The sequence below is a fragment of the Roseomonas sp. 18066 genome, from assembly GCF_902706185.1.
Classification (GTDB): Bacteria; Pseudomonadota; Alphaproteobacteria; order Acetobacterales; family Acetobacteraceae; genus Pseudoroseomonas.
Genome location: NZ_CACSJM010000347.1, coordinates 1 through 555, shown reverse-complemented (window position 1 = coordinate 555; position 555 = coordinate 1). Strand labels below are relative to the sequence as shown.

General features: G+C 66.3%; 1 protein-coding gene. It reads left to right on the top strand.

What is annotated here, in order from left to right:
* Positions 1–555: isocitrate/isopropylmalate family dehydrogenase (locus GVN67_RS29165; protein ID WP_235035620.1), on the top strand; the 555-nt coding region annotated here is incomplete at both ends.

Here is a 555-nt window from a genome sequence, read left to right as displayed (position 1 = left end):
CTGAACTGGACTGGGTGGTGGTCCGCGAAAACAGCGAGGGCGAATACGCCGGCCTGGGCGGACGCAACCTCAGCGGCCGCGGCCCCGGCAACGAGGTGGCCCTGCAGACCGCATTGTTCACCGAGAAGGGCTGCGAGCGCATCATGCGCTTCGCCTTCGACCTGGCCCGGACCCGCACCGTGAAGAAGGTTTCCTCGGTCACCAAGTCCAACGCCCAGCAGTACGGCATGGTCCTGTGGGACGAAGTCTTCAACCGCGTGGCCCTGGACTACCCGGACGTGCAGACCGAAAGCGTCCTGGTGGACGCCATGAGCGCCAAGTTCATTCTCAAGCCCGAGGAACTCTCCGTGGTGGTGGCCTCCAACCTGAACTCCGACATCCTATCCGACCTCGGCTCCGCGCTTGCCGGCAGCCTGGGCCTGGCTGCCAGCGCCAACCTGAACCCTGAGCGCCGCTTCCCGTCCATGTTCGAACCGGTCCACGGCTCCGCCCCTGACATTGCCGGCCAGGGCATCAGCAACCCGATCGGCGCCATCGCCAGCACCGCCCTGATGC